Here is a 24,245-nt window from a genome sequence, read left to right as displayed (position 1 = left end):
CTCAGGCTTGCAGATCGAAGACCAGGACCTCGGACTGTTCCCCGTCGTGCAGGCGCAGTCGCGGTTCATTCTCCACAAGGGCCGCATCGCCCGTTGTCAGCCGTTGCCCATTGACGCTCAGCGCGCCGCGCACCAGGTGCACATAGGTTTTGCGGCCGGCGGGCAGTTCCAGCTCGGCCTGCTCATCGCCGTCGAACAGCCCGGCATACAGCCGGGCATCGGCATGGACGGTGACCGAGCCCTCGGCGCCATCGGGCGAGGCCACCAGGCGCAGCCGGCCGCGCTTTTCCTCGTCGGCAAAGGCTTTTTGCGCATAGCCGGGCGCAATGCCCGTTTCGCTGGGCAGCAGCCAGATCTGCAGGAAATGCGTGGTCTGGCCCGGCGCATGGTTGTGCTCGCTGTGGACCACGCCCGAGCCGGCGCTCATGCGCTGCACCTCGCCGGGCGAGATGGTCTGCTCATTGCCCATGCTGTCCTTGTGCGAGAGCCGGCCTTCGAGCACGTAGCTGATGATCTCCATGTCCTTGTGGCCATGGGAGCCGAAGCCCGTGCCCGGGGCGATGTGGTCCTCGTTGATCACGCGCAGGTTGCCAAAGCCCATGTGGCGCGGATCGTGGTAGCCCGCAAACGAGAAGCTGTGGTGCGAGCGCAGCCAGCCATGGTCGGCATGGCCGCGTTCCCGGGATTTGCGCAGGGCGATCATGTTTTTGTCCCTTTCCAACGTGTCAGATCTTCGAAACTCTTGCGTCGATGGCTCCACTGTAGAAGCCGCTGCCGCAGGCAAGGCGCAGCAGGATTGATGGCATCATTCAAAGCTTTTGAAGCCATAACGCCCCATGCCCAGCCCCCGCGACGTGCTCACCCCCGACAGCCTGGCCATGCTCCAGGCCATTGCCGAGGCCGGCAGCTTTGCCGCCGCTGCACGCCAGCTGGGCCTGGTGCCCAGTGCCCTGACCTACCGTGTGCGCCAGATCGAAGATGCGCTGGACGTGCTGCTGTTCGACCGCCGCTCGCGCCACGCCCAGCCCACCGAGGCCGGCCGGGAGCTGCTGCGCGAGGGGGTGCGCCTGCTGCATGAGATCGACACCGTGGCCCACCGCGTGCGCCGCGTGGCCACGGGCTGGGAGCCGCACCTGACCATCGTGGTCGATGGTGCCGTGGCGCGCACGCCGATGCTGGAGCTGGTCGAGGCCTTCTACGCCATGCAGCCACCCACGCGGCTGAAGCTGCGCGACGGCATCCTCACCGGCACGCTGGAGACGCTGACCTCGGGCCGGGCCGACCTGGCCATCGGGGTGGCCGTCAACTCCAGCAACGTGGCGGGCCTGCAGGCCTGCGAGCTGGGCGAGCTGGACTTTGTCTTTGCCGTGGCGCCCCACCATCCGCTGGCCACGGCGCCCGAGCCCATCACCGACGCCACCTTGCTGCAGCACCGCATCATCGCCGTGGCCGATTCAGGCCTGCGCGACAGCGCCAGCATGGGCCTGCTCAGCGGCCAGGACATCTTCACCGTGGACTCCATGCAGGCCAAGATCGAGGCCCAGGTGCGCGGCATAGGCTGCGGCTTCCTGCCCCATTTCATGGCCGATGTGTATGTGCAGGCCGGCCTGCTGGTGACGCGCCAGGTCGCCCGGCCCTCGCGCAACGTGCGCATGCACTACGCATGGTCCTGCCCGCCACAGCAGGTCCCGCCGCGCGCGCTGCAGTGGTGGCTGCAGCAGTTGGAGAGCCCCGCCACGCGCCGCGCTCTCATGGAAAATCATCACCGACATTGAGCTGGCGCACGCCGCCGGGCGGTCTTCGCGGGTGTAGAGTGGTTACAGGTCCCGGCCTGCCACGCCGCTGCGGTGCAACAGGCCGGAAAGGACATGCTTCCCGGAATCTGCCACTGCCCGCAAAGGTCTGCTCCATGAACGCTTCCCGCGCTGCCTCCAAGTCCACGGTCAAGAAAAAGGCCACCAAGCCCCCCGAAGCCTCCAAGGCGCGCCCCAAGGCCGGCGCACGCCGCATTGCCGTGATTGGCGCCGGCATGGCGGGCCTGGCCTGCGCACGCACGCTGATGCAGGCCGGCCACGATGTCCATGTCTACGAGCGGCTGCCCCAGGTGGGCGGGCGCATGCGCTCTGTCAACGCCGCGCATGGCGCCTTCGACATCGGCGCGCAGTATTTCACCGTGCGCGACAAGCGCTTCGAGCTGGCCCTGCAGACCGTGCCCGGCCTGTGCCGCCCCTGGAGCGTGAGCACGCTGCGCGTGCTGGATGCGCAGGGCCGCCAGTCCAGCGCCGCACCCGCACCCACCGAAGCCCATTGGGTGGCCACGCCCGACATGCAGGCCCTGCCGCTGGCCTGGGCCGCGCCGCTGTGGGATGCCGACCGCCTGCACCTGGGCCAGCGCGTGACCAAGCTCGAACGCCAGCCCGGATCGCACGGCTGGAGCCTGCATGTGGAGACGACCGAGCCGACCACGCAGATCCGCACGGGATTCGATGAAGTGATACTCGCCCTGCCCGCGCCCCAGGCGCGCCAGTTGCTGCAGACCACGCCCCTGGCCCTGTCGCTGGTGCAGGGCATGGCGGCCGTGGAAATGGCGCCCTGCTGGGCGCTGACGCTGTCCTACCCCATGGCCACCGAGGCCGGCCTTTCCACCCTGGGACCGCAGTGGAATGCGGCCCGCACCACGCATGAGCGCGCGGTCTGGGTGGCACGAGAATCCTCCAAGCCGGGCCGCTCCCAAAGCGAACGCTGGACCGTGCTGGCCAGCCCCCAATGGTCGCAGGAGCACCGTGCCGACGACGCCCCGCGCGTGCTGGCCAAGATGCAGAAGGCCTTTGGCGAGATCACGCGCATCCGCATCCCTCCCCGCCATGCCAGCGTCTACCTCTGGCCCCATGCGCAGACCCTGTCGCCGCTGGGCCGCAGCCATTTGCGAAACAAGGATGCGGGCCTGGGCCTGTGCGGCGACTGGTGCATTGGCCGCCGCGTGGAGGATGCCTTTGTCTCGGGACTGGAAATGGCCCTGGCGCTGGTTGCGGACTGAACCAGGCCACCAGGTCCTGGCAGGGGGCGGCGCAAGGCCTTAACATCCGGCCCCGATGATTCCCGCCGCCCCTGAATCCGCCGAGACCGGCTCCGCACCCGCCCCATCCCCGTATGTCGGCCGGTTTGCGCCCTCACCCACGGGCCTGCTGCATGCCGGCTCCCTGGTGGCGGCGCTGGCCAGCTGGCTGGATGCACGCGCCCATGGCGGCCGCTGGCTGGTGCGCATCGAGGACATAGACCCTCCGCGCTGCCAGCCCGGTGCCGACACCGCCATCCTGAACCAGCTTGCCACCTGCGGCCTGCTGCCGGATGAAGAGCCCGTCTGGCAGTCCCGCCGCCACACCTTCTACGAAAGCGCACTGGAGCGGCTCAAGGCCGGCGGCCTGGCCTATCCCTGCGGCTGCACGCGCAAGGACATCGAGGCAGCCTGGGAAAACCTGGGCTGGGCCCATGAGCGCCATGTGGAGCGGCCCTACCCCGGCACCTGCCGCGACGGCCTGCACGGCAAGAGCGCCCGGGCCTGGCGCTTTGCGCTGGACCGCTTCACCCGCCACGACCCCGTGCTGCACTGGCAGGACCGCCGCTTGGGCGCCCAGCAGCAGGATGTGATCCACGGCGTGGGCGACTTTGTCCTGCGCCGGGCCGACGGCCTGTGGGCCTACCAGCTCGCCGTGGTCGTCGATGACGGCCTGCAGGGCATCACCCATGTGGTGCGCGGCGCCGACCTCGCCGACAATACGCCCCGCCAGATGCTGCTGCAGCGCGCCCTGGGCATAGGTCACCCGCAGTACCTGCACACGCCGCTGGTGCTCATGCCCGACGGCGAAAAGCTTTCCAAGCAGCACGGCGCCCCTGCACTGGACCTGAGCGCCCCCGTGACCGCGCTGCGCACCGCAGCCGCCCACCTGGGACTGCCCCAGCCATCACCCCAGGCCGCATTGGGCGAAGCGCTGCAGTTCTGGGTCAGGGGCTGGCGCCATACATACAATTGAGCCCGTGAACCCAATTTCTTCCCCCCAAGCCGAGCAGTCCATGGACGGCGATACCCCGAACACCATGTCCGCTGCCCCCGGTGCGCCGCACGATTCCTCTTCGCCCTCCACACCTGCGGCCGCCCGTACCGGCCAGCCGCCCGAGGGCGTGGCCCATCCCAAGACCATCAAGAGCTATGTGCGCCGCGCCGGCCGCACCACGACAGGCCAGGCCAAGGCCTTCGAGGAGCTGGGTCCGCGCTTCGTGCTGAACTACCAGGCCGCGCCGCTGGATGCCTCTGCCACCTATGGCCGCCAGGCACCCCTGATCCTGGAGATCGGCTTCGGCATGGGCGAGGCCACGGCGCACATCGCGCGCGTGCGCCCCGATGACAACTTCCTGTGTTGCGAGGTGCACGAGCCCGGCGTGGGCGCCCTGCTCAAGCGCATTGGCGAGCAGGACATCTCCAACATCCGAATCCTGCAGCACGACGCCGTCGAAGTCATCGACAACATGCTGCCCGAGGCCAGCCTGGACGGCATACACATCTTCTTCCCCGATCCCTGGCACAAGAAAAAGCACAACAAGCGCCGCCTGATCCAGGAGCCTCTGGTGGCCAAGCTGGCACGGCGGCTGCGTCCCGGTGGCTACATCCACTGCGCCACCGACTGGGAGCCCTATGCGGTGCAGATGCTGGAGGTGCTGGGCGCGGAACCCCTGCTGGCCAACACGGCCGAAGGCTATGCCGCCAAGCCCGACTACCGGCCGCTGACCAAGTTCGAAAACCGTGGCATCCGCCTGGGCCACGGCGTGTGGGATCTGGTGTTTGAGCGCCGCTGAGCCGGTCGCGCCCTCTTCCAATACAAGGCCTCGCATGCAGCCATTGCTACAGAATCTGGTCGAGATGACGGCCCACAGGGACCATCTGCGATTGGAAATCTCGGTGCTGTCCACCCTGTTCAAGCTCAATGGCGTGGTGCAGGTGCGGGCGCTGGAGCTGTTCGCCATGCCCGACGGCAGGCACTGCGTGCGTGCGCGCACCTGGAGCCAGGGCGATCAGGTCATGTCCACCGATGCCGAGGCCCTGTATGACCCGCAAAGCGTGGAGCTGGCCTCCATGCCCGCGCTGCAGCAGGCGCTGCAGCAGCGCGCCCTCATCGCCTCGGCCGTGCAGCCCGATGGCCAGCACGTGCTGTGGCTGCCGCTGTGGCGCCAGGAGACGGCCTACCACTGCCTGGAGATCACGCAGTCCACGGCCTTCTCGCCCAGCCGGCTCGATGTGATCCAGGGCATCTTCGGCGTCTATCACAACTACCAGAGCCTGCTGGACTACAGCGAACGCGATGCGCTGACCGGCCTGCTCAACCGCAAGACCTTCGACGAGCAGTTCCTGCGCCTGTCGCTGCAGGAGCCGCCGATGGCCATGCCGGGCGTGGCCACGGAAGACGTTCCCGGCCAGTGGCTGGCCGCCATCGACATCGACCATTTCAAGCGCATCAACGACCGCTTTGGCCACCTGTATGGCGACGAGGTGCTGATCCTGGTGGCCAACATCCTGCGCAGCTGCTTCGACGCCAAGGACCGTGTGTTCCGCTTCGGCGGCGAGGAATTCGTGGTGCTGCTGCGCTCGGTCAGCCTGGTCAATGCCCGCAAGGCGCTGGAGCGCCTGCGCCACGACGTGGAGAGCTACGAGTTCCCCCAGGTCGGCCGCATCACCGTGAGCACGGGCTTTGCCGCCATGGGCACGGGCGCACCCGTGGAGGTGCTGGGCCATGCCGACCAGGCCCTCTACCACGCCAAGGAGCATGGCCGCAACCAGACCTGGTACTACGGTGATCTGATCACCCAGGGGCTGCTGGCACCCCAGGTGAACAGCAACGATATCGAACTGTTCTGAGCCGGCCCTGGCGCCGTGCCGTTCAGGCGAGGCCGGCCACGCGCACGCAGTCGCGCCCGGCGTGCTTGGCCTCGTAGAGCATGGCATCGGCGCGCTGCAGCAGTTCCTGCGCGCTCTCGGCACCCTGCTGTTGCGCCACGCCAAAGCTGGCCGTCGCCGCCAGCTCCAGGCCATGGACCTGTATGGGCGTGGAGCGTATGGCCTCGCGCAGCTGCCCGGCCAGCGCCCAGGCCTGGGCCGCAGCCACACCGGGCATCACGATCAGGAACTCCTCCCCGCCATAGCGCGCCATCCATTGCGCCGAAGGCTCCCGCTCCAGTGCGTGCCGGCAACGCAGTGCCACCTCGCGCAGCACGGCATCGCCTGCGGCATGGCCGTGCCTGTCATTGACCTGCTTGAAGCGGTCCACGTCCACGAACATCACGCTCAGTGCCGCACCCAGGCGCTGGCCCTGGGCGACCTCGGAGGCCAGGCGCTCGTCCATGGCGCGGCGGTTGAGGCATCCGGTCAGCGCATCGGTCAGCGACATGCGCTTGACCTCCTCCACCAGCTCCTCCAGCTGGGCCGTGCGCTGGGCCACCAGCAGGTCCAGATGCTCGATGTGGCCGCGCAGGTCATGCTGCAACTGGCCAAAGCCCTGCACCACCATGTCGATCTCGTCGCGCTGCCCGCGCCGCGCCCGCTCCAGCACCAAGGGCCTCGACAACTCATTGGGCTTGAGGTTGGCCGCAAAGCCCGCAATCTGCTGCAGCGGCTGGCGCAGCTCCCTGCGCATCACCCAGGCCACCATCAGACAGACCAGGGCCGTGAACAGCGCATAGCCCAGCAGCACGCGCAGCGTGGAGTCGCGCAGCACCTCCAGGTAGTGGCCCCGGTTCTCCCAGACCTGCAGTTCGCCCAGCGGCAGGCTGGACTGGCTGTGACGCGGTGCCGGAATGAGCATGGACACGGCAGGCGCGCGGCCATCCCTGGGCTCGCCCGCCTCGTACATCTCGCCCGTGGAGGTGACGCGCAGCTGCACATGTCCCACCAGGGGCAGCTTGCCCAGCCACTGCACCTGCTCGCGCACCAGGGCCGGCTCGATGTCCCACAGCGCGGCGGACAGCGAGATCATGCTGTTGGCCACCAGCGTCTCCATGGAGCGGCGAAACTCCTGCTGCCCCTTGCGGTACTCCCACCAGGCGTGGGCGCCGCCAAACACCAGCATGCAGGCCACGGCCAGCAGCATGATGCGCAGGATCAGCAGGGAGGCGATCGAACGGAAGCGGGGCATGGAAGGCGCTCAGCGCAGCAGGTGCTTGAGCTCGAATCCGTAGCGCCGCAGCCGGGGATTGAGGTGCTTGCTGTAGCTGCGAAAGTCCAGAGGGGCCAGCGGCGCGCTGATCCTGTGCTCGTAGCGGTCGATCTGTGACTTGTCCAGCAGCGTGAACATGGGCCGCACCTGCTCCAGCCCTTCGGAGGCGAAATCGGTGCCGTGCGCATGGTCGTAGAGCATGACCAGGGCCCAGGCGCCGGTCAGGAAATGCCCGCCCGCCAGTGCCGACAGCTCGCCCGTGCGCAGCGCCGTCATGGCGGCGGCCGATGAATTGATGGCGCTGAAGAAGGCGTCACGCCCCGGCGAGCCGCCCCGCGCGCGCCAGGCCTGCATGGCGCCAAAGGCCATCTCATCGTTGCCCGCCCAGACCAGGCGCACCTCGGGATAGCGCTGGAACAGCACGGCCGCCTGCTGCTCGGCGCGTTCGCGGCGCCATTCTCCAAAGACTTCCTGCTGCAGCACCACGTCGCTGGCCTCGGCCGCCGCGCGGCGCATGCCGGCATTGCGTTCCACCGAGGAGGGCGTGGAGCGGTCCCCGGCAATGGCCACCATGTGCAGCCGGCCATCGGCCGCACGCGCCTGGCCCGATGCCCGCGCCGCGGCGAACAGTGACTTGGCGGTCAGGTAGCCGGCCTCCTCGGCGCCCGGCTCCAGGCTGCCCAGCCAGTGGCGATAGCGCTCTCGCGCCACGCCGGTCTGGCCGCGCAACGTCTCGGGCACGCCGCTGAAGGCCATGAAGCTGTCGATGCCTGCGGCCTCCAGCGTGCGCAGGATTTCAGGCGCCACGCTGTAGTCGTTGGTAAACATCACGTAGCGGGGCCGCTGCGCCTTGGGCAAGGCGGCAATCTGGCGCGCAATCTCGATGGGGCGCAGGTGGTCGCGCTGGGCATAGCGCACCTGCAGCTGCATGCCCAGGCTGCTGGCCGCGTCCTGCATGGCCTCGCTGACCGTGGTCCAGTAGCGCTCGTCAGACCGGCCGGGGTTGATGAAGACCACGCTTTGCGCGGCGGCAGCGGCCGATTGCGCCAGCACGCCCATCACCCAGGCCATGTAGGTCATACGCAGCGCCCACGGCAAGACGCCCCGGTGGAGTCCACCGGGGCGTCCCGAAGAAGGGGCAGCAGGAATCATCTGCCGCGCAGCTGGGTCAGACGCGCTCTGCCACCCAGGCCTGCACACCGGCCAGCGCCGCGGGCAGGCCCGAAGCGTCCGTGCCGCCGGCCATGGCCATGTCGGGCTTGCCGCCGCCCTTGCCGCCGACCTGGCTGGCCACGAAGTTCACCAGATCGCCAGCCTTGATGCGCGAGGTCTCGGCCTTAGTCACGCCTGCAGCCAGTTGCACCTTGTCGCCATCAACGGCGGCCAGCACGATGGCTGCGGCGCCCAGCTTGTCCTTGAGCTTGTCCATGGTGTCGCGCAGGGTCTTGGCGTCGGCGCCTTCGAGCCTGGCGGCCAGCACCTTGATGCCCTTGACGTCGACGGCCTGGCCGGCCAGCTCGTCGCCCTGGCTGGAAGCGAGCTTGCCCTTGAGCGCAGCCACTTCCTTCTCCAGCGCGCGGATCTGCTCCAGCGCACCGCCGATGCGGGTGTTCAGCTCGGCCGTCGGCGCCTTCAGCGCGGCGGCGGCCTGGTCCACCGTGGATTCCAGCGATTGCAGGTAGGCCAGCGCGTTCTCGCCGGTCACCGCCTCGATGCGGCGCACGCCAGCGGCCACGCCGCCTTCGCCCACCACCTTGAACAGGCCGATGTCGCCCGTGCGCTGCACGTGGGTGCCACCGCACAGCTCGCGGCTGCTGCCGATGTCCAGCACGCGCACGGAGTCGCCGTACTTCTCGCCGAACAGCATCATGGCGCCCGTGGCCTTGGCCGATTCGATGTCCATCACGCGCGCATCGGTGGGCGTGTTGGCCAGGATCTCGGCGTTCACGCGGCGTTCGATCTCGCGGATCTCTTCAGCGGTCACGGGCTGGTTATGGGCAAAGTCGAAGCGCGTGCGCTCGGCGTTGACCAGCGAGCCCTTTTGCTGCACGTGATCGCCCAGCACTTCGCGCAGGGCCTTGTGCATGATGTGCGTGACCGAGTGGTTGCGCATGGTGGCCGCACGCAGCTGCGTGTCCACCTCGGCCTGCACGGCATCGCCCACCTTGAGGCTGCCGGACTCCAGCACGCCGTGGTGGCCGAACACATCGGCCTTGATCTTGAGCGTGTCCTCGACCGCGAAGCGTGCGCCCGCAGTGCTGATCACACCCTGGTCGCCCACCTGGCCGCCGGACTCGGCGTAGAAAGGCGTGGTGTCGAGCACGACCACGCCGCTCTGGCCGGCCTTGAGTTCCTGCACGGCGCTGCCTTCGGCATACAGTGCCACCACCTTGGCGGCCTCGGCCAGCTTCTGGTAGCCCGTGAAGGCATTGGCATCGCCCGTGTATTCCAGGGCGCGGTCCATCTTGAACTTGCCTGCTGCGCGGGCCTTGTTCTTCTGCTCTTCCATGGCGGTCTGGAAGCCCGCCTCGTCCACGCTCAGGCCGCGCTCGCGGCAGACGTCGTTGGTCAGGTCCAGGGGGAAGCCATAGGTGTCGTGCAGCTTGAAGGCCACGTCGCCGGGCAGCACCTTGGCGCCACCGGCCAGCGCAGCGTCCAGGATTTCCATGCCGTTGGCCAGGGTCTCGAAGAAGCGCTCTTCCTCGACCCGCAGCACTTCGGTGATGCGCGCTTCCTGCTCGCGGATCTTGGGATAGGCATCGCCCATCACGGCCACCAGGTCCTTGACCAGCTTGTGGAAGAACGGGGTCTTCTGGCCCAGCTTGTAGCCGTGGCGGATGGCGCGGCGCACGATGCGGCGCTGCACGTAGCCGCGGCCTTCGTTGGAGGGGATCACGCCGTCGGCCACCAGGAAGGCGGTGGCGCGGATGTGGTCGGCGATCACCTTGAGCGAGGGGGTCTCGATGTCGGCGATGTGCGTCTCGCGCGCAGCGGCCTTGATCAGCGCCTGGAACAGGTCGATCTCGTAGTTGCTGTGCACATGCTGCAGGATGGCGGCCAGGCGCTCCAGGCCCATGCCGGTGTCCACGCAGGGCGCGGGCAGCGGCTTGACGTTGCCCTGCTCGTCCATGTCGAACTGCATGAACACGTTGTTCCAGATTTCGATGAAGCGGTCGCCGTCTTCGTCAGGGCTGCCCGGAGGGCCGCCGGCCACGTGCGCGCCGTGGTCGTAGAAGATTTCCGAGCAGGGGCCGCAGGGGCCGGTGTCGGCCATCATCCAGAAGTTGTCGCTCTTGTAGCGGCCGCCCTTGTTGTCGCCGATGCGGATCACGCGCTCGGGCGGCAAGCCGATTTCCTTGGTCCAGATGTCATAGGCCTCGTCGTCCTCGGCATAGACCGTGGCCAGCAGGCGTTCCTTGGGCAGCTTGTAGACCTCGGTCAGCAGCTCCCAGGCCCACTTGAGCGACTCGCGCTTGAAGTAGTCGCCGAAGGACCAGTTGCCCAGCATCTCGAAGAAGGTGTGGTGGCGGGCCGTGTAGCCCACGTTTTCCAGATCGTTGTGCTTGCCGCCTGCGCGCAGGCAGGTCTGCACCGAGGTGGCGCGCTTGTAGGGGCGCTTGTCGGTGCCCAGGAACACGTCCTTGAACTGGACCATGCCCGAGTTGGTGAACATCAGCGTCGGATCGTTGCCGGGCACCAGGGGGCTCGACTCCACGATGGTGTGGCCCTTGGATGCGAAAAAGTCCAGAAAGCTCTTGCGAATGTCGGCAACGGTGAAAGTGGGTGTGCTCATGGTGTCTAGGAGTTCGGAGCGCGCACGCGGGGCGCTGTCCCTGGCGGGAGGGTGTCCCGTCGGGACCAACGCGCATTATAGGTTTGCCCCATGGTTGCGGCAGCGAGCCCTGCCTGGCCTCCATCACGCAGGTGGCCAAAGAAGGCCTCTCCTCCCATCTGCCCGCCCTTGAGCACGATCTCCAGCCCGTCACTGGCCGGATCGCTGACATGCGCGCGCAACAGCGGCGCGCGACTGGCCGGTCCGCGGCGCCTGCAGCTGTGGGTGGCGCCCCATCCGGGCCGCAGGGCCGACATTCTTGCGCTGGAGAAATGGCTGGTGCAGGAGATGGGGGAGATGGCTAGCACAGGCGATCTCGCCGTTCCCTGATCCCGCTCAGACTGCGCGCGATGGGCGCCCTGGATAATCGCCAGCCGGAACCACAGCAAGCACACCATGGCGCAACCACAGACACCCGAGCCCCATTCCAGCGAACCGGCCCCCGCTGCCAGCGCCAACGGATCCGATCCGGCCAAACAGCCAACACCGCCGAAATCGCCCAAGCCGCCAAAAAGCCGCATCGTGCCCTGGCTCATCGGCCTGCCCGTGGCCTTCTTCGCTGTGCTCATGCTGGCTGGCCAGTTGCTGTCCACGCCCGAAGGCGAGGCGCGCTGGGTGGAGCGCGAAACCATCAAGATCTGCCGCAAGGAAACCGCGCGGCCAGAGGCCGAGCGCAAGACGCAGCAGTTTGAATCGGTGCAGGACTGCGACAGGCTCGAATTCGACTTCAAGCAGCGCTACGGTGAAAACCCCTGAGGCGAAGTCACAACGAAAAAGGCCGGCAGAGCCGGCCTTTGATTTGCTGCGCCCGTTCAGTCGCGCGTCTCGATGGCGCGGTTGATGCCCAGCGCCGCCAGCGTGCACAGCGCACCCGACAGCAGATAGATCCCCAGCGCCACCAGTCCAAAGCGCGAGGACACGCCCAGGGCCACCAGCGGAGCGAATGCCGCACCCACCAGCCAGGCCATGTCCGAGGACAGCGCAGCACCCGTGTAGCGATAGCGTGAGGGGAAGTTGGACGTCACCGTGCCTGCCGCCTGGCCATAGGACAGGCCCAGCAGGATGAAGCCGACGATGATGAACACGTTGTTCCCCATCGTTCCGCTGCCCAGCAGCCAGGGCGCCAGGAAGCTGAAGATGCCGATCAGGCAGGCCATGGTGCCCAGCGTGTTGCGCCGGCCCACACGGTCGGCCAGCCAGCCCGAGACCATGATGGCGGCAGCCGCACAGAAGGCGCCCACGATCTGCACCCCGAGCACATGGGTCACCGACTGGTCCGAGTACAGCGAGATCCAGGACAGCGGGAAGATGGTCACCAGGTGGAACAGCGCAAAGCTGGCCAGGGCGGCAAACGCGCCGATCACCACGTTGCGTCCCTCGTCGCGCATCAGCGGCAGCACGCCCATGGGCTCCAGCTCACGCTGCTGCAGCAGTTCGGTGTAGGACTGGCCCACGACCAGGCGCAGCCGGGCAAACAGTGCCACGACGTTGATGGCAAAGGCCACGCAGAAGGGATAGCGCCAGCCCCAGCTGAGGAACTCGTCGGCTCCCACATGGGCGTAGATGAAGGCAAACAGCCCTGCCGCGAGCACGAAGCCCAGCGGCGCGCCCAACTGGCCCATCATCGAATACCAGCCCCGCCGGTTCTTGGGCGCCGACATGGCCAGCAGCGACGGCAGGCCGTCCCACGAGCCGCCAAGCGCAATGCCCTGACCTATGCGCAGCAGCGCCAGCACGATGATGGCATTCACCCCCGCCTGCTGGTAGCTGGGCAGGAAGGCCATGCCCACGGTGCACACGCCCAGCAGAAACAGCGCCAGCGTCAGCTTGGTCGCCCGCCCCCAGCGCCGCTGCACGGCCATGGACAGCGCCGTGCCCAGCGGCCGGGCCACGAAGGCCAGCGAGAAGATGGCGAACGACATCAGCGTGCCGTCGAGCTTGGAAAGGTAGGGAAACAGCAGTGCCGGGAAGACCAGCACGCAAGCGATGCCGAACACGAAGAAGTCGAAGTACTCCGAGGATCGCCCGATGATCACGCCGACGGCGATTTCGTTGGGCGTGACATCTTCGTGGGTGTCGGCGCGGGACAGAGATTCTTTGCTCTCATAGCTTCCGCCGGGGAAGCTTGCAGTTGTGTCGAGGCCGCTCATAGATGGATGCTCCTTGTCTCGTCTCACTGACAGCTCTGTTCTACGCCCTCGCTTGATCTGGCGCAAGGCGGTTTCCACCTCGACCGGCCTCGGTGTTTGTCCTGCTGCGCGCGACGCGAAAATGCGGCCTCCGGACCGCCAGGCACCTGCCGTGCACCCGCCCAGGTAGCAGAAAGTTCCCGGGTTCTCCTTGACGTTGGACAAAATGTCCAATGGACAAATTTATACTTCGTAATACATTTGCCCGGATCTTGTAATCCGCGTTTCTATGTAAACGCGCTCTTGTTGCGCCCCTAGCATGCTAAAAATCAAGGAACTCCGTGGGCCTGCGTGGCTCACCGCGGCCGCTTTGACAGCCAGTCTCACTGGCTGCAGCAAAGCCGTCGTGCTCAACCCCGCCGGCGACATCGCCGCGCAGCAAGGCAACCTGGTGGTCACGGCCACCTTGCTGATGCTGATCATCATCATCCCGGTGATCATCCTCACGCTGCTTTTCGCCTGGAAATACCGCCAGTCGAACACCGAGGCCCACTACGACCCCGAATGGCACCACTCCACCACGCTGGAGCTGGTGATCTGGTCCGTGCCGCTGATGATCATCATCGCGCTGGGCGCCATCACCTGGATCAGCACCCACAAGCTGGACCCCTACCGTCCGCTGGACCGCGTCTCGGCCACCAAGCCGCTGAGCACCGATGTCAAGCCGCTGGAGGTGCAGGTCGTGGCCATGGACTGGAAGTGGCTGTTCTTCATCCCTGAAAAAGGCATCGCCACCGTCAACGAGCTGGCCGCTCCCGTGGATCGTCCCATCCACTTCAAGCTGACCGCCACCTCGACGATGAACTCCTTCTACGTGCCTGACCTGGCCGGCATGATCTATGCCATGCCCGGCATGCAGACCGAGCTGAACGCCGTGATCAACAAGCCCGGCGTGTTCCACGGCCTAGCATCGCACTACAGCGGCGCCGGCTTCTCGGGCATGACGTTCAAGTTCCATGGCCTGAGCAACGAAGAGTTCGATCAGTGGGTTGCCAAGGCCAAGTCCGAAGGCAAGGCCCTGACGCGCGATACCTACCTGAACCTGGTCAAGCCCAGCGAGCGCAACCCGGTCGAGCGCTTCGCCACGGTGGACGAAGGCCTGTACGACAAGGTGCTCAACCGCTGTGTCGAAGAAGGCAAGATGTGCATGCATCACATGATGGCCATCGACGCTGCCGGCGGCGAAGCCTATCTCAAGGCCGTGGGCATGAACCTGCCCCAGGATGTGTGCACGGTGCAAAACGCCGACCGCGTCGTGGCCTTCCTGGACCAGCGCGACGGCTCCGCAGCCGCTGCGCAGCAATAAGCAGTTAGCGGACGCGGACGACGGCCAGACCGCCGCCCGCTCCCATCACGACCTAAGAGACTCGATATGTCTGAACATACCTCCCCGGCACAGGCCCACTGGCTGCTGGGACGCATCACTTGGGACTCCATCCCGATGGCGCATGAGCCCATCGTGCTGGCGACCTTCATCGCCGTGGTGCTCGGCGGCCTTGCCGTGCTGGGCCTGCTCACCAAGTTCCGCCTGTGGGGCCCGCTGTGGCGCGACTGGCTGTGCAGCATCGACCACAAGAAGATCGGCATCATGTACATGATCCTCGGTCTGGTCATGCTGCTGCGCGGCTTTGCCGACGCGCTGATGATGCGCCTGCAGCAGGCCATGGCCTTCGGCGACAACCTGGGCTACCTGCCTCCGCACCACTACGACCAGATCTTCACGGCCCACGGCGTGATCATGATCTTCTTCGTGGCCATGCCCTTCGTGACCGGCCTGATGAACTATCTGGTGCCGCTGCAGATCGGCGCCCGCGACGTGTCCTTCCCGTTCCTGAACAACTTCAGCTTCTGGATGACCACGGGCGGCGCCGTGCTGGTGATGATCTCGCTGTTCCTGGGCGAGTTCTCCACCTCCGGCTGGCTGGCACTGTCCAACCTGGGGGCGCAGAACCCCGGGGTCGGGCTTGACTACTACATCTGGGGATTGCAGGTGGCCGGCGTCGGCACCACGCTGTCAGGCATCAACCTGATCGTGACCATCATCAAGATGCGCGCACCCGGCATGAACCTGATGAAGATGCCCGTCTTCACCTGGACCGCCCTGTGCACCAACGCGCTGATCGTGGCCTCGTTCCCCATCCTGACCGCAGCCCTGGTGCTGATGTCGCTGGACCGCTACGTCGGCACGAACTTCTTCACGAACGAGCTGGGCGGCAACCCCATGCTGTACGTGAACCTGATCTGGATCTGGGGCCACCCCGAGGTCTACATCCTGATCCTGCCCTGCTTCGGCATCTTCTCGGAGATCGTCTCCACCTTCAGCCGCAAGCGCCTGTTCGGCTACACCTCCATGGTGTACGCGACGGTGTGTATCACCATCCTGTCCTACCTGGTCTGGCTGCACCACTTCTTCACCATGGGCTCCGGCGCCAGCGTGAACACCTTCTTCGGCATCACGACGATGATCATCTCGATCCCGACGGGCGCCAAGATCTTCAACTGGCTGTTCACCATGTACCGCGGCCGCATCCGCTTCACGGTGCCGATGCTGTGGACCGTGGGCTTCATGTGCACCTTTGCCATCGGCGGCATGACCGGCGTGCTGCTGGCCGTTCCCCCGGCCGACTTCGTGCTGCACAACAGCCTGTTCCTGATCGCCCACTTTCACAACGTGATCATCGGCGGCGTGGTGTTCGGCGTGTTCGCCGGCATCAACTTCTGGTTCCCCAAGGCCTTCGGCTACAAGCTCGACGAGTTCTGGGGCAAGTGCTCGTTCTGGTTCTGGCTGGTCGGCTTCTGGGTCGCCTTCACACCGCTGTACGTGCTGGGCCTGATGGGCGTGACACGCCGTGCCAACCACTTCGAGGACCCCTCGCTGCAGATCTGGTTCGTGATCGCCGCCCTGGGCGCCGGTCTGGTGGCACTGGGCATCGGCAGCTTCCTGATCCAGCTGGTGGTCAGCTACTTCAAGCGCGACCAGCTGCGTGACGTGACCGGCGACCCATGGGAAGGCCGCACGCTGGAGTGGGCCACCTCCTCGCCCCCTCCCCAGTACAACTTCGCCTTCACGCCCGTGGTGCATGAGATCGATGCCTGGTGGGACATGAAGAAGCACGGCTACCAGCGTCCGCTGACCGGCTTCAAGCCCGTCCACATGCCGTCCAACACCGGCGCCGGTGTCGTGATCGCCGCGCTGTCCACGGTCTTCGGCTTCGCGATGATCTGGCACATGTGGCCCCTGGCCATTGCGTCGTTCGCCGCCACCGTGCTGGCATCGATCATCCACACGTTCAACTACAAGCGCGACTACTACATCCCCGCCGCGGAAGTCGCGGCCACGGAAGAACTGCGCACACAACAGCTGGCACGTCATGTCTGATACCCGTTACACCGCAGGCGGCGCTGCCGCCCTGGCCCCGCGCGAGTACCACCTCGCCGAGGAGCCCCATCCCGAAAACGGCACCGCTCTGGGCTTCTGGCTCTACCTGATGAGCGACTGCCTGATCTTTGCAGCGCTGTTCGCCACCTATGGCGTGCTGGGCCGCAACTACGCTGCAGGCCCCACGGGCGCCCAGTTGTTCGACCTGCCCCTGGTGGCGATGAACACGGCCTTCCTGCTGCTGTCGTCCATCACCTTCGGCTTCGCCATGCTGCAAAAGCAGCAGGGCAAGCTGGGCGGCACCCAGCTGTGGCTGGCCATCACCGGCCTGTTCGGCCTGTGCTTCCTGGGCCTGGAACTCTATGAGTTCTCCCACCTGCTGCACGAGGGCGCAGGCCCTCAGCGCAGCGCCTTCCTGTCCTCGTTCTTCACGCTGGTGGGCACCCACGGCCTGCACGTGAGCTTCGGCCTGATCTGGCTGGTCACGCTGATGATCCAGATCAACAAGCACGGCCTGACGCACGAGAACAACCGCCGCCTGATGTGCCTGTCGATGTTCTGGCACTTCTTGGACGTGGTCTGGATCGGCGTCTTCACTTTTGTTTACCTGATGGGGGTGCTGTAAATGGCTGCACACGACATCCACGCCGGCCATGGCCACGGTCACCACGACCATCACGGCCATGACGATCACCACCACGACGCAGGCCCGCACAGCACCTTCTCGGGCTATATGTGGGGCTTCGTGCTCTCGATCATCCTGACGGCCATCCCGTTCTGGCTGGTGATGAGCAATGTCATCTCGGACCGTGCAACGGCCGTAATGGTGCTCGGCGGCTTCGCCGTGGTGCAGATCCTGGTCCACATGGTCTTCTTCCTGCACATGAACGGCAAGATCGAAGGCGGCTGGACCCTGCTGTCCACCATCTTCACCGTGGTCTTCGTGGCCATCGGCATTGCGGGCACCCTGTGGGTCATGTTCCACATGAACACCAACATGATGCCCCAGCACACCATGCCGGCCGACCCTGCCGCGCAGACGGCTCCGGCCTCGGTCACGCCTTGACCGCATCCGGAAACTCCGGGCCCTCCAGCCACGCCGGCGCATCGCGCCGGCGTGGCCCACTCGCTCAGGCGATGCTCATCTCGGTGGGCATCGCCTTGTTTTTGGGCTTCATCTTCCTGGGCAGCTGGCAGGTCCAGCGCCGTGCCTGGAAGCTGGACTTGATAGAGCGCGTGGACCAGCGCGTGCACGCCGCGCCCGCTGCCCTGCCCCCGCCCGCCGAATGGCCGCAGATCACGGCCGCCGACCACGAGTACCGCGCCGTGCAGGCCAGCGGCCACTGGCTGGCCGGCAAGACCGTGCTGACCCAGGCCGTGACCGAATTGGGTGCCGGCTTCTGGGTGCTGACGCCGCTGCAGATGGACAACGGCAACCAGGTGCTGGTGAACCGGGGCTTCATTCCCACAGCGCAGCGCGCACGCTGGCAGGATCAGCCCGCACAGGCGCCCCAGGATCCGGTGACGGTGGCCGGCCTGCTGCGCATCAGCGAGCCGCGCGGCGGCTTCCTGCGCGAGAACGATCCCGCGCAGCAGCGCTGGTTCTCGCGCGATGTGGCGGCCATTGCACAGGCCCAGGGCCTGGACCATGCAGCCCCCTACTTCATCGACGCAGGCCTGCCGGGCCAGCCCGTGGCAGACGGCACCTGGCCGCGCCCGGGCATGACCGTGATCCGCTTCCCCAACAGCCACCTGGTCTATGCGCTGACCTGGTACGGGCTGGCGCTGATGGTGGTCGGCGCGGCCTGGCTGGTCAGGCGCAATGACCGGCAGGCAAGCAGCAAGCCGTAAAGCCGTAAAGCCGTAGAGCCGTAGAGCCGTAGAGCCGTAGAGCCGTAAAGCCGTAGAGCCGTAAAGCCGTCGCTCCAGGCAACAGGGCCACCGATGACATCGGTGGCCTTTTTTACGCCAGTCCTCTACAAGACCCTGCCGCGCCACGGCTGCCTGCGGTAGCGCACAATCGCCCGCGTGAATTCGCCTTCAGAGTCCCTGTTCCGCGTCGAGCGCACCACCGAACGCCAGAACATGCAGCTGCTGATACAGCTGCGCTGGTTTGCCGTGGTCGGGCAGGTGATCACCATCTCCCTGGTGCACTACGGCTTCGGCATCACCCTGCCGCTGCCGGCCATGGCCCTGGTGCTGATGGCCAGCGTCTTCACCAATCTTGGCTACATCTACTGGTACCGCAGCCACCGCCGCCAGATCTCGGCGCGCAACCTGTTCCTGGCCCTGCTGGCCGACGTGCTCGCCCTGGCCATACAGCTGTATTTGAGCGGCGGCGCCAGCAATCCCTTCATCTATCTGTTCCTGCTGCAGGGCATTCTGGGCGCCGTGCTGCTCAGGCCCGTGCACGCCTGGATCATCGTTGCCAGCACCTCGCTGTGCACCCTGGTGCTGGCCATCGTGCACTGGCCCCTGCCCATTGGCGCTGCAGGTCCCGACGGGCTGCCCGGCCTGTACGTGAGCGGCATTCTGATCAGCTTCGGGCTGACCACGGTGCTGCTGGTGGTCTTCCTGCGCCGCATCGTCTCCAACCTGCGCCGGCGTGACGCACGGCTGGCCAACATGCGCCAGCGTGCCAGCGAAGAGGAGCACATCGTGCGCATGGGCCTGCTGGCCACGGGCGCGGCGCACGAGCTGGGCACGCCGCTGTCCACCATGTCCGTCATCCTGGGCGACTGGCAGCGCATGCCCGCGATCACGCAAGACCCCGACCTGCTGGCCGACCTGCAGGAAATGCAGCAGCAGCTGCTGCGCTGCAAGTCCATCGTCTCCAGCGTGCTCATGTCGGCCGGCGAGACCCGCGCCGATGCGCCACAGGCCACCACGCTGCGCGCCTTCATGGACGGCGTGGTCGCGCACTGGCAGTCACGCCACGCCGTGGAGCATTTCGACTATGTCCAGGCCGACGAGGACTTCCCCATTCTTTCCGATACCGCGTTGCAGCAAATGGTTTGCAATGTGCTCGACAATGCGGCCGAAGCCTCCCCCCGCCATGTGGCGCTGCACCTGGCCGTGCGCACTGGCATGCTGTGCATCACCGTGCGCGACAAGGGACCGGGCTTTGCACCCGCCGTGCTGGAACAGCTGGGCCAGCGCCATATCTCCACCAAGACGGAGCGCCCGGGCCGGGGGCTGGGCCTGTTCCTGGTGCTCAACGTGGCGCGCTCGCTGGGCGGACGCGTTCAGGTGAGGAACACCCCGCCGCGGGGCAGTGAGGTGGAGATCCGCCTGCCCCTGTCATCGATTGCCATTGAACCCGGCGCCTGAAGCGGCGCCCACAGGAACCCGAATCGCCCATGGACAGCTCCCGCCTCCTGCTGCTGGTTGAAGACGATGCGACCTTTGCGCGCACGCTGACGCGCTCGTTCGAGCGGCGTGGCTACCGCGTGCTGCAGGCCGCCAGCGCCGAGGAAGTGCGCGAGCTGCTGCAGACGCACTCGCCGCAATACGCCGTCATGGACCTCAAGCTGGCGGGCAACGCGTCGGGCCTGAGCTGCGTGCAGATGCTGCACCAGCACAGCCCCGAGGCGCTGATCGTCGTGCTCACAGGCTATGCCAGCATTGCCACGGCCGTGGAGGCGGTCAAGCTAGGCGCATGCCACTATCTGGCCAAGCCCTCCAACACCGACGATATCGAGGCCGCCTTCGGCCGCCTCGAGGGCCGCACCGACGTGGAACTGTCACGCAACCCCACCTCCATCAAGACGCTGGAGTGGGAACACATCCACGAAACCCTGGCCGAGAGCGATTTCAACATCTCCGAAGCCGCCCGCCGCCTGGGCATGCACCGGCGCACGCTGGCGCGCAAGCTGGAAAAGCGGCAGATCAAGTAAGGCGGCAGGCACCAAGACAAACCGGGCCTCAAGGGCCCGGTTTGTCATTGCGCGGCCATGGCCCTCAGGCCATCAACCCATCAGCCCAGCCAGAGGTAGTGATCGATCAGCAGCGCCAGGAACAGCACGCTCAGATGGATCAGCGAGAAGCGGAAGGTCTTGCGCGACAGCTGGTCCGAGTAATTGCGCCACAGTGCAAAGGCATAGGCACAGAAGCCCACACTCAGCACCACGGCCACCACCAGGTACAGCCAGGAACTCATGCCGTACATGAAGGGCAGCATGCAGGCCGCAAACAGGATCACCGTGTACAGCAGGATCTGCAGCCGCGTGTACTCGCTGCCATGCGTCACGGGCAGCATGGGCAGGCCGGACTGGCGGTAGTCTTCCACGCGGTACAGCGCCAGCGCCCAGAAATGGGGTGGTGTCCACAGGAAGATGATAAGGAACAGGATCAGCGCCTCGGGACCGACCTGGCCCGTCATCGCGGCCCAGCCCAGCACGGGCGGCATGGCACCGGAGGCACCGCCGATCACGATGTTCTGCGGCGTGGCGGGCTTGAGGATCACCGTGTAGATCACGGCATAGCCCACGAAGGTGGCCAGCGTCAGCCACATGGTCAGCGGGTTGGTGCACAGCAGCAGCACCAGCGCGCCCAGCGTGCACAGGATGGCCGAGAAGGCCAGCGCCTGCTGGCTGCTCAGCTCGCCGCGCGCCGTGGGCCGCCAGGAGGTGCGCTTCATGCGCGCATCGATATGGCGCTCCACCAGGCAGTTGAAGGCGGCAGCCGCGCCCGCCACCAGCCAGATGCCCAGGCAGGCCAGCGCCATGTGCAGCCACTGGTCGGCGTTGGGCCAGCCTGGCACGGCCAGCACCATGCCGATCAGTGCGCAGAACACGATCAGCTGCACCACACGCGGCTTGGTCAGGGCATAGAACTGTGTCCAGCGCGAGGGCTCGACACTCAGGGAAGCTTGTTTACTCATGCAATCTCTCCACGGGCAACCGGCAGACCGTCCCGCAGTGCGCCCGGGCGGCTGGCCGCCAGGCACCAAACAATCACGGTCACCAGCGCAGCTGCGCCGCCCGTATGCAGCACCGCGGCCACCAGCGGCCAATCGAGCACCACGTTCGACAGGCCTGTCAGCACCTGCAGCACCAAAAACGCACCCAGCACGCGGCGCTGCGACGCCAGTGCGGGCACTTCACCCAAACGCCACCACAGCCCGGCCAGCGCAGCCACCACCACATAGGCTGCCAGGCGGTGCAGATAGTGGATGGCCGTGAGGCCCGCAAAGCTGATGTTGCTGCCGTCCTGCAGCAGGCCCAACGGACGCCAGATCTGCAGCGCCTGCGAAAAATCCATGGCCGGCCACCAACTGCCCTGGCAGGTCGGGAAACTGCTGCAGGCCAGCACCGCATAGTTGGTGCTGACCCAGCCGCCCAGCGCCACCTGCAGCACCAGCAGCGCAAGGCCCAGCCACAGCCCCGCGCGCAGCGCGGGCGAAATCACGGTCGCCCTTTGCTGGCGCGCAGCACGGCTCAACCCCACGGCGGGCACGCACAGCAAGGCCAGCAGCCCCGTGCCGCCCAGCAGGTGCAGGGTCACGATGGCCGGGAAAAGCTTCATGGTCACGGTCCAGGCTCCAAAGGCGCCCTGCAGGCAGACCCAGAACAGCGCCAGCGTGGGCCACCACGGACTCAGGGCACCGCCTGTGCCCTCCGCCCCTGTACGCTCGGCCCCTGCGCCACCCGCCCTGCCCAGGCGCCGCGCGCGCCGCCAGGCCATGATGGTCATGGCGATGATGAGCACGCCCACGGTGGTTGCCAGATAGCGGTGAACCATCTCTATCCATGCCTTGCCATGCGTCACCGGCCCGGTGGGCATGGCGGCCTGCGCCTCGGCAATCTGCGCGCGGGCGCCCATGGGGCTGGCGCTGCCATAGCAGCCCGGCCAGTCGGGGCAGCCCAGGCCGGAATCAGTCAGGCGGGTGAAGGCGCCGAACAGCACCAGATCGAAGGTCAGGAACAGCGTGAGCACCGACAGCGCCTGCAGCCGCTTGAGCGAGCCGCCGCTGCGGTTGCGCAGCCACACCCAGGCCAGGGGGCCCAGCGCCAGCAACAGGCCCAGCAGCATCAGCTCCAGAACGGGGGCCAGATCGTACAGCGCCTGTTCGCTCACGCCCGCCCTCCGCAGCGCGGCGTGCACCACACGGCATGGCCCCCGGGCAAGCCGAAAGGCAATGCCGCAGGCGCATCCGGTTGGCGACAGCAGATCTTCATAAATGAGAGCAATTTGACGAGAAGGCTCAGCCCCATGCGCGAGATTGGATCGCAGGCCGGGCCTACAGAGAATCAGGACATGCACCCAGATACAGGCAGTGGGAGGCGCACCTCATGCACAAGGCCCGCAAGCGGGCCCGGTCGCTGCAACTTTCAGAGCAGCATGTCTTTGATATGAAACAATTCTACTTGGCTGCGAACCGCTCAATCGCCCACGCATGCAGTGCCCCTAGATCGCAGCCAGCTTCTTTTGGCCGGTGCGATGCGGCTTGGGCCTGGCGCACACGAGTTTCCACAGGACCCTGCCCAAGGCGTCGGCGGCCCAGCTTTACACGACTGCTCAGATTCGCTCAGATTCAGACACCTCGCGTTCCTTAGATTGGTGGTTTCACTTGGGAACCGGCAACTGCCGGGTGAGGCCATGATTGCAGGAGGCTCGTGGACTGTGCTTGATGGGCACGGAAACGAAATCGGGCGTGTCGAAGGCGATGAATTCGTCCGGTGCGGGACCAGGCCCATCTACCGCATCGATGGGCCGGCGCTGTACTCCATGGACGGTTCGGCCAGACTGATGGGCTTTATCGAAGGGACCGAGGTCAGAACGCGGCAAGGCCGGATCTTCCTCAAATTTCTCGCACATTGAGCGGCACTGCTCAGATTTGCTCATCTTCGGCCAGTCGAAGCCAGGGAGACTCCACGTCCAAGAAAACCTCCAGGCAATGGACCTCTTTTTCGTGCGCGTGCTCTCCAACAACGATTTCAATGCCTTCTGGGACGGCATCGCCCAGGACAAGCCCCTGAAGACGCCCGACAAGGGACGCACCGCGTCCTTCACTGTCATCCGCCGCAGCGACAGCGGCCTGGAAGTCAGAACGCACAAGGGCAACACGGTGCGCATAAGGCGGGAAGCCTTCGGCGCCGTGCTGCGCCATCTGGCCCAGGAGCATCACGGCGCCGAGCGGCCCTGCATCGTGGCCTCCAGCCAGCACCGGCCCGGCTTTCTGGGCTTTGCGGCCAAGCAGGCCAACGACAACGCGGCCGTGGTGATCACCTACATCCTGCCCATACTGCAGGACGCAGGACTTGTGGAAATCGACGGCAACCGGCCCAACAGGACCTGGCTGCTTTGAACAACTGCACAGCCTTCGGCCTTCTGCGCCGGTCGATGACAATCTATGTCAATTCATTCATAGCCAATCACTAAGGCGCACAGATAATTGCCGGCATTCGTGTGAATTGTGAGAAGGGTCCGGGCCATGCTCGGCGCCCTTCGATGCTGGAGGATTGGCAGATGAGCGCCCCGGAAATGGAGGCCATACAGGAGCGGCTGAAGAAGCTGCGGGCCGACGAGGCGCTGGTCGCCGAGCAGCTGGACCGGCTGCAGGCCCAAAAGGCTGCGCTGGAGCACAGACAGGCCATGATCCAGGGAGCCATTCAGGTGCTGGAGGAAATGCGGCAGGAGCT

Annotated in this window: 22 protein-coding genes; 15 read left to right on the top strand and 7 right to left on the bottom strand. The window is 66.3% G+C overall.

Features of this window, described 5'->3' with window-relative positions:
- Window position 1: 1 nt before the first annotated feature.
- Complete coding sequence (locus tag INR38_RS21495; RefSeq protein ID WP_012205871.1) at window positions 2-703, bottom strand: pirin family protein; 702 nt, start codon at window positions 701-703, stop codon at window positions 2-4.
- 133 nt (window positions 704-836) lie between these two features.
- Between INR38_RS21495 and INR38_RS21490 the strand changes: the two genes are divergently transcribed.
- The 5 genes from INR38_RS21490 (at window position 837) to INR38_RS21470 (ending at window position 5,908) form a co-directional block, all read left to right on the top strand.
- Complete coding sequence (locus INR38_RS21490; protein WP_034394359.1) at window positions 837-1,775, top strand: LysR family transcriptional regulator; 939 nt, start codon at window positions 837-839, stop codon at window positions 1,773-1,775.
- Between the two features lie 134 nt (window positions 1,776-1,909).
- Window positions 1,910-3,037, top strand: a complete 1,128-nt coding sequence (locus INR38_RS21485; protein ID WP_013802167.1) for an FAD-dependent oxidoreductase — start codon at window positions 1,910-1,912, stop codon at window positions 3,035-3,037.
- Window positions 3,038-3,092: 55 nt separating this feature from the next.
- Window positions 3,093-4,031: a tRNA glutamyl-Q(34) synthetase GluQRS gene (gene gluQRS, locus INR38_RS21480; protein ID WP_065346362.1), complete on the top strand. Its 939-nt coding sequence runs from the start codon at window positions 3,093-3,095 to the stop codon at window positions 4,029-4,031.
- Between the two features lie 40 nt (window positions 4,032-4,071).
- A complete protein-coding gene (gene trmB, locus INR38_RS21475; protein ID WP_012205875.1) occupies window positions 4,072-4,851 on the top strand; it encodes a tRNA (guanosine(46)-N7)-methyltransferase TrmB in 780 nt (259 codons plus the stop codon).
- 34 nt (window positions 4,852-4,885) lie between these two features.
- Window positions 4,886-5,908, top strand: coding sequence for a GGDEF domain-containing protein (locus tag INR38_RS21470; RefSeq protein WP_088164513.1), 1,023 nt, complete (start codon window positions 4,886-4,888; stop codon window positions 5,906-5,908).
- A gap of 22 nt (window positions 5,909-5,930) precedes the next feature.
- Here the strand turns inward: INR38_RS21470 and INR38_RS21465 are convergent, their stop codons facing one another.
- The 3 genes from INR38_RS21465 to alaS all read right to left on the bottom strand — a co-directional run bounded on the left by INR38_RS21465 (window position 5,931) and on the right by alaS (window position 10,995).
- On the bottom strand, window positions 5,931-7,181 hold the full coding sequence (locus INR38_RS21465; protein ID WP_013802164.1) for a sensor domain-containing diguanylate cyclase: 1,251 nt from the start codon (window positions 7,179-7,181) through the stop codon (window positions 5,931-5,933).
- Between the two features lie 9 nt (window positions 7,182-7,190).
- Window positions 7,191-8,282, bottom strand: coding sequence for an ABC transporter substrate-binding protein (locus tag INR38_RS21460; protein WP_013802163.1), 1,092 nt, complete (start codon window positions 8,280-8,282; stop codon window positions 7,191-7,193).
- An 88-nt stretch (window positions 8,283-8,370) separates the two neighbouring features.
- Complete coding sequence (gene alaS, locus INR38_RS21455) at window positions 8,371-10,995, bottom strand: alanine--tRNA ligase (RefSeq protein ID WP_065346358.1); 2,625 nt, start codon at window positions 10,993-10,995, stop codon at window positions 8,371-8,373.
- Window positions 10,996-11,163: 168 nt separating this feature from the next.
- Here alaS and INR38_RS21450 point away from each other — a divergent pair, with 168 nt between their 5' ends.
- Both INR38_RS21450 and INR38_RS28775 read left to right on the top strand, forming a co-directional pair.
- Window positions 11,164-11,364, top strand: a complete 201-nt coding sequence (locus INR38_RS21450; RefSeq protein WP_128422700.1) for a hypothetical protein — start codon at window positions 11,164-11,166, stop codon at window positions 11,362-11,364.
- 192 nt (window positions 11,365-11,556) lie between these two features.
- Window positions 11,557-11,790 carry a hypothetical protein gene (locus tag INR38_RS28775; RefSeq protein ID WP_017403895.1) on the top strand — a complete coding sequence of 78 codons (234 nt, stop codon included), beginning with the start codon at window positions 11,557-11,559 and terminating at the stop codon, window positions 11,788-11,790.
- A 56-nt stretch (window positions 11,791-11,846) separates the two neighbouring features.
- On the opposite strand, the gene INR38_RS21440 is transcribed toward INR38_RS28775, so the two are convergent.
- Complete coding sequence (locus INR38_RS21440) at window positions 11,847-13,184, bottom strand: MFS transporter (RefSeq protein WP_013802160.1); 1,338 nt, start codon at window positions 13,182-13,184, stop codon at window positions 11,847-11,849.
- Between the two features lie 298 nt (window positions 13,185-13,482).
- Between INR38_RS21440 and cyoA the strand changes: the two genes are divergently transcribed.
- From cyoA to INR38_RS21405, 7 genes are all read left to right on the top strand, one after another.
- Window positions 13,483-14,529, top strand: a complete 1,047-nt coding sequence (gene cyoA, locus INR38_RS21435) for a ubiquinol oxidase subunit II (protein ID WP_012205882.1) — start codon at window positions 13,483-13,485, stop codon at window positions 14,527-14,529.
- A gap of 66 nt (window positions 14,530-14,595) precedes the next feature.
- Window positions 14,596-16,602, top strand: a complete 2,007-nt coding sequence (gene cyoB / locus INR38_RS21430) for a cytochrome o ubiquinol oxidase subunit I (RefSeq protein WP_013802159.1) — start codon at window positions 14,596-14,598, stop codon at window positions 16,600-16,602.
- Complete coding sequence (gene cyoC, locus INR38_RS21425) at window positions 16,595-17,227, top strand: cytochrome o ubiquinol oxidase subunit III (RefSeq protein ID WP_012205884.1); 633 nt, start codon at window positions 16,595-16,597, stop codon at window positions 17,225-17,227. The genes cyoB and cyoC overlap by 8 nt, the downstream gene beginning before the upstream one ends.
- On the top strand, window positions 17,228-17,668 hold the full coding sequence (cyoD, locus tag INR38_RS21420) for a cytochrome o ubiquinol oxidase subunit IV (RefSeq protein WP_012205885.1): 441 nt from the start codon (window positions 17,228-17,230) through the stop codon (window positions 17,666-17,668).
- A 71-nt stretch (window positions 17,669-17,739) separates the two neighbouring features.
- Window positions 17,740-18,453 carry an SURF1 family protein gene (locus INR38_RS21415; RefSeq protein WP_013802158.1) on the top strand — a complete coding sequence of 238 codons (714 nt, stop codon included), beginning with the start codon at window positions 17,740-17,742 and terminating at the stop codon, window positions 18,451-18,453.
- Between the two features lie 177 nt (window positions 18,454-18,630).
- Entirely contained in the window at window positions 18,631-19,932 is a 1,302-nt protein-coding gene (locus tag INR38_RS21410) for an ATP-binding protein (RefSeq protein WP_013802157.1), read from the top strand.
- Window positions 19,933-19,961: 29 nt separating this feature from the next.
- The gene (locus INR38_RS21405; protein ID WP_013802156.1) at window positions 19,962-20,498 is read left to right on the top strand and encodes a response regulator transcription factor; all 537 of its coding nucleotides are present in this window, start codon (window positions 19,962-19,964) and stop codon (window positions 20,496-20,498) included.
- 80 nt (window positions 20,499-20,578) lie between these two features.
- On the opposite strand, the gene cyoE is transcribed toward INR38_RS21405, so the two are convergent.
- Entirely contained in the window at window positions 20,579-21,484 is a 906-nt protein-coding gene (cyoE, locus tag INR38_RS21400) for a heme o synthase (protein ID WP_012205889.1), read from the bottom strand.
- A complete protein-coding gene (locus INR38_RS21395; protein WP_180319408.1) occupies window positions 21,481-22,680 on the bottom strand; it encodes a COX15/CtaA family protein in 1,200 nt (399 codons plus the stop codon). The genes cyoE and INR38_RS21395 overlap by 4 nt, the downstream gene beginning before the upstream one ends.
- Window positions 22,681-23,500: 820 nt before the next feature.
- Here INR38_RS21395 and INR38_RS21390 point away from each other — a divergent pair.
- On the top strand, window positions 23,501-23,911 hold the full coding sequence (locus tag INR38_RS21390) for a hypothetical protein (protein WP_013802153.1): 411 nt from the start codon (window positions 23,501-23,503) through the stop codon (window positions 23,909-23,911).
- Window positions 23,912-24,245 lie beyond the last annotated feature (334 nt).

This window comes from Delftia sp. SD018 (genome assembly GCF_017355445.1).
In the GTDB taxonomy this organism is placed as follows: Bacteria; Pseudomonadota; Gammaproteobacteria; order Burkholderiales; family Burkholderiaceae_C; genus Comamonas; species Comamonas acidovorans.
The sequence above is the reverse complement of the archived record's forward strand: the minus strand, read 5'-3'. Positions and strand labels throughout refer to the sequence as shown.

Bases quoted from the DNA above. Each gene is read 5' to 3' on its own strand.
- INR38_RS21495 (WP_012205871.1), bottom strand. From the start codon at position 703: ATGATCGCCCTGCGCAAATCCCGGGAACGCGGCCATGCCGACCATGGC.
- INR38_RS21490 (WP_034394359.1), top strand. From the start codon at position 837: ATGCCCAGCCCCCGCGACGTGCTCACCCCCGACAGCCTGGCCATGCTC.
- INR38_RS21485 (WP_013802167.1), top strand. From the start codon at position 1,910: ATGAACGCTTCCCGCGCTGCCTCCAAGTCCACGGTCAAGAAAAAGGCC.
- gluQRS (WP_065346362.1), top strand. From the start codon at position 3,093: ATGATTCCCGCCGCCCCTGAATCCGCCGAGACCGGCTCCGCACCCGCC.
- trmB (WP_012205875.1), top strand. From the start codon at position 4,072: ATGGACGGCGATACCCCGAACACCATGTCCGCTGCCCCCGGTGCGCCG.
- INR38_RS21470 (WP_088164513.1), top strand. From the start codon at position 4,886: ATGCAGCCATTGCTACAGAATCTGGTCGAGATGACGGCCCACAGGGAC.
- INR38_RS21465 (WP_013802164.1), bottom strand. From the start codon at position 7,181: ATGCCCCGCTTCCGTTCGATCGCCTCCCTGCTGATCCTGCGCATCATG.
- INR38_RS21460 (WP_013802163.1), bottom strand. From the start codon at position 8,282: ATGACCTACATGGCCTGGGTGATGGGCGTGCTGGCGCAATCGGCCGCT.
- alaS (WP_065346358.1), bottom strand. From the start codon at position 10,995: ATGAGCACACCCACTTTCACCGTTGCCGACATTCGCAAGAGCTTTCTG.
- INR38_RS21440 (WP_013802160.1), bottom strand. From the start codon at position 13,184: ATGAGCGGCCTCGACACAACTGCAAGCTTCCCCGGCGGAAGCTATGAG.
- cyoA (WP_012205882.1), top strand. From the start codon at position 13,483: ATGCTAAAAATCAAGGAACTCCGTGGGCCTGCGTGGCTCACCGCGGCC.
- cyoB (WP_013802159.1), top strand. From the start codon at position 14,596: ATGTCTGAACATACCTCCCCGGCACAGGCCCACTGGCTGCTGGGACGC.
- cyoC (WP_012205884.1), top strand. From the start codon at position 16,595: ATGTCTGATACCCGTTACACCGCAGGCGGCGCTGCCGCCCTGGCCCCG.
- cyoD (WP_012205885.1), top strand. From the start codon at position 17,228: ATGGCTGCACACGACATCCACGCCGGCCATGGCCACGGTCACCACGAC.
- INR38_RS21415 (WP_013802158.1), top strand. From the start codon at position 17,740: ATGCTCATCTCGGTGGGCATCGCCTTGTTTTTGGGCTTCATCTTCCTG.
- INR38_RS21405 (WP_013802156.1), top strand. From the start codon at position 19,962: ATGGACAGCTCCCGCCTCCTGCTGCTGGTTGAAGACGATGCGACCTTT.
- cyoE (WP_012205889.1), bottom strand. From the start codon at position 21,484: ATGAGTAAACAAGCTTCCCTGAGTGTCGAGCCCTCGCGCTGGACACAG.
- INR38_RS21390 (WP_013802153.1), top strand. From the start codon at position 23,501: ATGGACCTCTTTTTCGTGCGCGTGCTCTCCAACAACGATTTCAATGCC.